Source organism: Kitasatospora sp. NPDC040550, assembly GCF_055594965.1.
The window spans coordinates 126,670-132,515 of the sequence record NZ_JBVIWC010000009.1 but is presented as its reverse complement, the minus strand read 5'-3'; the positions used below and the strand labels follow the sequence as shown (position 1 = coordinate 132,515).

Genomic DNA, 5,846 nt, shown 5'->3' with positions numbered 1-5,846 from the left:
GCGATACTGGGATTGAACCAGTGACCCCTACCGTGTCAAGGTAGTGCTCTCCCGCTGAGCTAATCGCGCCTGGTGTGGCGGTTGTGCAGCGAGCCCCGATGGGCTCGTTACTGTGCGCGATACTGGGATTGAACCAGTGACCCCTACCGTGTCAAGGTAGTGCTCTCCCGCTGAGCTAATCGCGCCTGGTGTGGCGGTTGTGCAGCGAGCCTCGAAGGGCTCGTTACTGTGCGCGATACTGGGATTGAACCAGTGACCCCTACCGTGTCAAGGTAGTGCTCTCCCGCTGAGCTAATCGCGCCTGATGAGGCGTTCCCACAGCGAACCCCGTGAGGTCCGACGTGCGCGATACTGGGATTGAACCAGTGACCCCTACCGTGTCAAGGTAGTGCTCTCCCGCTGAGCTAATCGCGCGGGGAGGTCTCCCGGCAGAACCGGGGGAACCCCTTGGAGGTGGAGACGGGATTTGAACCCGTGTACACGGCTTTGCAGGCCGTTGCCTCGCCTCTCGGCCACTCCACCAGGCAACACATGAAGAACGACCTTACACTGTTCTCCATCGAGCGGACGACGAGATTCGAACTCGCGACCCTCACCTTGGCAAGGTGATGCTCTACCAACTGAGCCACGTCCGCCTGTCTCCCCGGGACCTTCACCGCTTTTCCTCGGCTGCGCTCCCTGGCGACGTGTTGAACTCTAGCGGATTCCCGGGCCAGCTAAAAATCCGTTCCCGCAGCGTGCCGAGGGGATGCCGGCGGAGTGCCGTTCCGTCAGCCCTCCCGGCCGGTCACCGGTCACCACCTGCGGCGCTCCCGGACGATCATCCGCAGGCCACCCGGCGCACACCGGCGCGACGCACCCAGCTGCTCGTACGCGGGGGCGCGGGGGGCTCGGACCCGACCCGGGGCACGCCCCCCGACCTACACTTCAAGCACCGCCACCCCCAGCACCACCGCGCAGGAGAACCGTGTCCGGCCAGCCCGACCCCCGCACCCCGCTCGCCCGCTTCGGCGGCCGCCTGGCCACCGGACTGCGCGACGTCACCTCGGACCCGGCCGCGCTCGAATCCTCCGGCTACTGGGCCGTCGCCTACGACTTCGAGGGCCGACTGACCTGCGCCCGCTTCGACGAGGTCTGCCCCGCGCCCGCCCCGCCCTCCGGCGCCGGCTGGCACGGCCCGGACGCCGGCAGCTGGCACAGCTCCCTGGACCGCGCCGCCTACACGGCGGGCGTACGCCGCATCCGCGCGCACATAGCCGCCGGCGAGGTCTACCAGGCCAACCTCTGCCGGGTGCTCTCCGCCCCGCTGCCCGACCCCGACCGCAGTGACATCGACGCCCTCACCGGCCTCCTCGCCCGCGGCAACCCCGCCCCCTACGCCGGGACCGTCCGACTGCCCGACCACGGCGTCGAGATCGCCACCGCCTCCCCGGAGCTCTACCTGCACCGCACCGGGCGCACCGTCTCCTCCGGCCCGATCAAGGGCACCGGCCGCACCGAGGACGACCTCCTCGACAAGGACCACGCCGAGAACGTGATGATCGTCGACCTGGTCCGCAACGACCTCGGCCGGGTCTGCGGGACCGGCACCGTCACCGTCCCCGACCTCTGCGTCGTCGAGAAGCACCCCGGCCTGGTCCACCTGGTCTCCACCGTCGCGGGCACCCTGCGCGACGGCGCCGGCTGGCCCGAACTGCTCGACGCGACCTTCCCGCCCGGCTCGGTCACCGGCGCCCCCAAGTCCAGCGCCCTGCGGATCATCGACGCCCTGGAGACCGCCCCCCGCGGCCCCTACTGCGGCGCGGTCGGCTGGGTCGACGCCGACCGCGCCGAGGGCGAACTCGCCGTCGGCATCCGCACCTTCTGGCTCGACCGGCAGGACCCGCGGGTGCCCGTGCTGCGCTTCGGCACCGGCGCCGGCATCACCTGGGGCTCCGACCCCGAACGCGAGTGGGCGGAAACCGAGCTCAAGGCCGCCCGACTCGTCGCGATAGCGTCGGGCAGCGAGCCCGGCATCGACACCGCCCCCGAGCCGCACCGTGTCTAGGAACCGTGTCTAGGAGCAGCCCTCGATGAACACCCGCACCACGAGCTGGGTCAACGGAACCCTGGTCGACTCCGCCGACGCCGCCGTCTCGGTCCTCGACCACGGCCTCACCACCGGCGACGGCGTTTTCGAGACCATGAAGTCCGTCGACGGCCGGGCCTTCGCGGTCACCCGCCACCTCGACCGGCTCACCCGCTCCGCCCGCGGTCTCGGCCTGCCCGACCCCGACCACGCCGTGGTCCGCGAGGCCTGCGCACAGGTCCTCGCCGCCAACCCGGCTCCGCTCGGCCGCCTGCGCGTCACCTACACCGGCGGGAACGGCCCGCTCAGCTCGGAGCGCGGCACCACCGGCCCCACCCTGGTGGTCGCCTTCAACGCCATCGGCCCCCGCCCCGACGAGACCGCCGTCGCCGTCGTCCCCTGGCGCCGCAACGAGCACAGCGCCGTCGCCGGCCTCAAGACCACCTCGTACGCCGAGAACGTGGTCGCCCTCGCCGCCGCCCACCGCACCGGCGCCTCCGAGGCCCTGTTCGCGAACACCGCGGGCCGACTCTGCGAGGGCACCGGCTCCAACGTCTTCGTGGTCCTCGGCGGCCGCCTGCTCACCCCGCCGCTCGCCTCCGGCTGCCTGGCCGGCATTACCCGGCAGCTGGTCATCGACTGGTGCGGCGCGGAGGAGGCCGACCTCCCGCTCGGCGCCCTCGAGGAGGCCGAGGAGATCTTCCTGACCTCCACCACCCGCGACGTCCAGGCCGTCACCCGCGTCGACGACCGCCGGCTGCCCGGCACCGGCCCGGTCACCGCCAAGGCCATGACCGTCTTCACCGAGCGCAGCGGCGACGACCTCGACCCCTGATCCCGGGCCGGGGAAACCTCGGGCGGACGCCCCGGGCGGCGCGGATAACCTTCCCGGCGAGGGGAAGGGACCACCACATGACCACCACGCTGCGCCCCGAGGGCCCGGAGACACCCACCACCGCCGGCGGTCGCACCAGACGCTGGCGGATCCTCGCGAACGGCCACCAGGTCGGCGCCCTGCGCACCACCTCCGCCCGCCACGACAGTGAACTCTGGGGCGAGATAGCGGAGTTGGAGATCACGGAGGGCCGCGGCCGGGGCCGCGGCACCTTCGGCGCCCTGGCCGCGGAGGAGGTGCTGCGCGCCTGGGGCTGCACCCGGGTCGACGTCGCCGTCCCCGAGTCCGCCCCGATCGCCCGGGGGCTCGTCGCCGCCCTCGGCTACACCGAGCGGATGCGGAACCTGGGCAAGAGCCTGACCGCCGCCCCGCCGCTGCCCGCCGGTGTCACCGCCCGCCCGATCGACGCAGCGGAGTTCCCGGCCTGGATCGACCGGGCCGCGCGGGAGTACGTCCGGTCCCTGCGGGACTCCGGCCTCACCGAGGAGCAGGCCCTGGCCAAATCACGCCTGGACCACCGCAACGTCCTCCAGCAGGGGGCCGGGACCCCCGGCGTCGCCCTGCGCCGGCTGCACGGCCCGGACGGCGCCGAGCCGCTCGGCTCGCTCTGGGTGAACCTCCGCCTGCGCGACCTGCCGGACGGCACCCCGCTCGCCTGGGTCATGGTGGTCGAGGTGGACCGGGCCCACCGCGGCCGGGGCCACGGCCGCACCCTGATGCTGCTCGCCGAGCGGGAGTGCCTGGCCGCCGGAGTGCGCGAACTCGGCCTGAACGTCTTCTCCGGCAACCAGGCCGCCCTCCGGCTCTACGCCTCGCTCGGCTACCGGGTCGTCAACCGCTGTTACGGCAAGCCACTGTGAGCAGTTGACGCAGCGTCAGGCCAGCGGGGCATCAGGTACGTCAGGAGGCCTTCGCCGCTTCGATGGCGGCGACGATCCGCTCGCGCAGCCCGTCCTGGCTCTTCCCGCCGTCCAACCGCTCGCGGCCGATCACGTACGTCGGCGTCCCGGTGACCCCGATCGCCTTGCCCTCGGCCTGGTCGGAGTCCACGATCAGCATGTGCCGGCCGTCGACCAGCGCGGTGTCGACCTCCTCGACGTCCACCCCGACCTCCCGGGCCACCTCCAGCAGCACCTGCTGCCCCCGGGCGTCCAGCTCCTCGACCCGGGCCAGCAGCGCCTCCACGAACGGCCACCCCAGCCCCTGGGCGAACGCCTCCTCGGCCGCCTCCGCCGCGGCGTAGGCGTGCTTGTGCTTCTCCAGCGGGAAGTGCCGCAGCTCGACGGACAGCGCGTCGCCGTACTGCGCGCGCAGCGCCCGTACGTCGTCCAGGGCGGTGCGGCAGTCCGGGCACTGGAGGTCGCACCAGAACTCGAGGCGGGGGAGGGAACCATCGATCATTCCCCCAGTGTTCCACTAGTGGGTGCCCGCCCCCGCCCGGCGGTGCGCCCGAGGGCGGACCGAGAGGGAGGCACCGATGTCCAGGACCACCGGAAGCGAAGGGGCACACCCGTGCTGACCGCGGTGATCAGTTTCCTCCTCACGGCCGGCGGCGTGGCCGTCGCGGGCCTGCGCGCCCGGCGGCGGCGCTTGCGCTCGGCGACCCGCTGGTTCGCGGTCGCCCTGCTGCCCGCCGGGCTCTACCTGACCGGACTGTTCCCGCTGGCGAGCACGATCGGCCGGGAGTTCGCCGACTGGGCGGCCAAGCTGGTCTTCGACCCCCGGGTGTGGACGGGCCTGGTGCTGCTCGGGGTCTCCGCCGCGCTGCTGTTCGCCAGCCGCTGGCCGGGCCGGCGCGGCGAGGTGGAGTCCGCCGCAGAGCGTCCGGCCGCGGCCGCAGCCGCCCCGGAGCGCCCGGCGGTGGCCCAGGCGCCCAAGGCGTCGAACGCCCCGAAGGCGTCCGGCAAGCAGCAGACGGGCAAGCAGGACGACGGCCTCGGCGACTTCGCCGACATCGAGGAGATCCTCCGCAAGCGCGGCATCTGAACCGGGCGGGAGGTGCGGCGCCGGTCAGGCGGGGGCGACGGCCTCCGCCGACCGCTGCCGCGCCCGGTAGGCGGCGACGTGCAGCCGGTTCCCGCAGGTGCGGCTGTCGCAGTAGCGCCGGGAGCGGTTCCGGGAGAGGTCCACGAAGACCCGCGCGCAGTCCGGCGCCTCGCACCGGCGCAGCCGCTCCCGCTCGCCCGCCATCAGGATGAAGGCCAGCGCCATGCCGAGCTCCGCCGCGAGGTGCGGGCCGAGCGCGGCGTGCGGGGCGAAGTAGTGGATGTGCCAGTCGTGGTGGTCGTGGTTGACCAGCCGGGGCGTCGTCCCGGCGGCCGCGACGATCGCGTTGACCAGCTCGGCGGCCGCTTCGGTGGACTCCGTCCAGAACACCTCGCGCAGCCGGGTGCGCAGCTCCTGCACCTGGCGCAGGTCGTCCTCGGTCAGCGAGTCGATCTCGCTGATCTCCTGGCGGCCCACGAAGGCGTCCAGCGCGGCGACGTCCGGCAGTCGCTCGTCGCCGCACACCTCGGGTGCGGTGTTGAGCAGATCCACGAGGATGCTCAGCGCGCACTCGGTGTCATGGGTGATCAGCACGTTGGGACTCCTCGCGCAGGGGGACTCCGGTACCCCGCGTCCACGGTTACCCCAGACCATACCGGCCCTTGCGGCATAAGGGCGGCGCGTTCTTTCGAAGGCCTGTACGGATTCCGGTGGAGTGTCCCGGTCTGGGTGCGGCCCGGGCGTCTGCGCCCCTGCCGAGCCCCTCGCCCCGCGCCCCGGAGGAGCCGCCGCGGCCCCCGGACACGACGGTGGCGGGGGGGGGGAGGGGGGGGGGGAGGGGGGGGGAGGAGGGGGGGGGGGGGAGGGGGGGGGGGGGGGGGGGGGGGGGGAGCGGTG

Annotated in this window: 6 protein-coding genes and 6 tRNA genes; 4 read left to right on the top strand and 8 right to left on the bottom strand. The window is 73.2% G+C overall.

Annotated elements, in window-relative coordinates; genetic code table 11:
* The 6 genes from ACZ58X_RS15945 to ACZ58X_RS15920 all read right to left on the bottom strand — a co-directional run bounded on the left by ACZ58X_RS15945 (position 1) and on the right by ACZ58X_RS15920 (position 635).
* A tRNA-Val gene (locus tag ACZ58X_RS15945) sits at positions 1–69 on the bottom strand.
* A 44-nt stretch (positions 70–113) separates the two neighbouring features.
* Positions 114–185 (bottom strand) — tRNA-Val (locus tag ACZ58X_RS15940).
* 44 nt (positions 186–229) lie between these two features.
* Positions 230–301: transfer RNA gene (locus tag ACZ58X_RS15935), tRNA-Val, on the bottom strand.
* Positions 302–342: 41 nt separating this feature from the next.
* A tRNA-Val gene (locus tag ACZ58X_RS15930) sits at positions 343–414 on the bottom strand.
* Between the two features lie 34 nt (positions 415–448).
* A tRNA-Cys gene (locus tag ACZ58X_RS15925) sits at positions 449–522 on the bottom strand.
* Between the two features lie 40 nt (positions 523–562).
* Positions 563–635, bottom strand: a tRNA-Gly gene (locus ACZ58X_RS15920).
* 332 nt (positions 636–967) lie between these two features.
* Here ACZ58X_RS15920 and ACZ58X_RS15915 point away from each other — a divergent pair.
* The 3 genes from ACZ58X_RS15915 (at position 968) to ACZ58X_RS15905 (ending at position 3,823) form a co-directional block, all read left to right on the top strand.
* On the top strand, positions 968–2,047 hold the full coding sequence (locus tag ACZ58X_RS15915; protein WP_470334229.1) for a chorismate-binding protein: 1,080 nt from the start codon (positions 968–970) through the stop codon (positions 2,045–2,047).
* 25 nt (positions 2,048–2,072) lie between these two features.
* Positions 2,073–2,903, top strand: coding sequence for an aminotransferase class IV (locus ACZ58X_RS15910; RefSeq protein ID WP_470334228.1), 831 nt, complete (start codon positions 2,073–2,075; stop codon positions 2,901–2,903).
* 77 nt (positions 2,904–2,980) lie between these two features.
* Entirely contained in the window at positions 2,981–3,823 is an 843-nt protein-coding gene (locus ACZ58X_RS15905) for a GNAT family N-acetyltransferase (RefSeq protein WP_470334227.1), read from the top strand.
* 40 nt (positions 3,824–3,863) lie between these two features.
* Here ACZ58X_RS15905 and ACZ58X_RS15900 read toward each other — a convergent pair whose 3' ends face one another.
* Positions 3,864–4,364, bottom strand: a complete 501-nt coding sequence (locus ACZ58X_RS15900) for a DsbA family protein (RefSeq protein WP_470334226.1) — start codon at positions 4,362–4,364, stop codon at positions 3,864–3,866.
* A 111-nt stretch (positions 4,365–4,475) separates the two neighbouring features.
* Here ACZ58X_RS15900 and ACZ58X_RS15895 point away from each other — a divergent pair, with 111 nt between their 5' ends.
* Entirely contained in the window at positions 4,476–4,949 is a 474-nt protein-coding gene (locus ACZ58X_RS15895; protein WP_470334225.1) for a hypothetical protein, read from the top strand.
* 24 nt (positions 4,950–4,973) lie between these two features.
* Here the strand turns inward: ACZ58X_RS15895 and ACZ58X_RS15890 are convergent, their stop codons facing one another.
* Positions 4,974–5,543, bottom strand: coding sequence for a CGNR zinc finger domain-containing protein (locus ACZ58X_RS15890; protein WP_360230149.1), 570 nt, complete (start codon positions 5,541–5,543; stop codon positions 4,974–4,976).
* Positions 5,544–5,846 lie beyond the last annotated feature (303 nt).

Bases quoted from the DNA above. Each gene is read 5' to 3' on its own strand.
- ACZ58X_RS15900 (WP_470334226.1), bottom strand. From the start codon at position 4,364: ATGATCGATGGTTCCCTCCCCCGCCTCGAGTTCTGGTGCGACCTCCAG.
- ACZ58X_RS15905 (WP_470334227.1), top strand. From the start codon at position 2,981: ATGACCACCACGCTGCGCCCCGAGGGCCCGGAGACACCCACCACCGCC.
- ACZ58X_RS15910 (WP_470334228.1), top strand. From the start codon at position 2,073: ATGAACACCCGCACCACGAGCTGGGTCAACGGAACCCTGGTCGACTCC.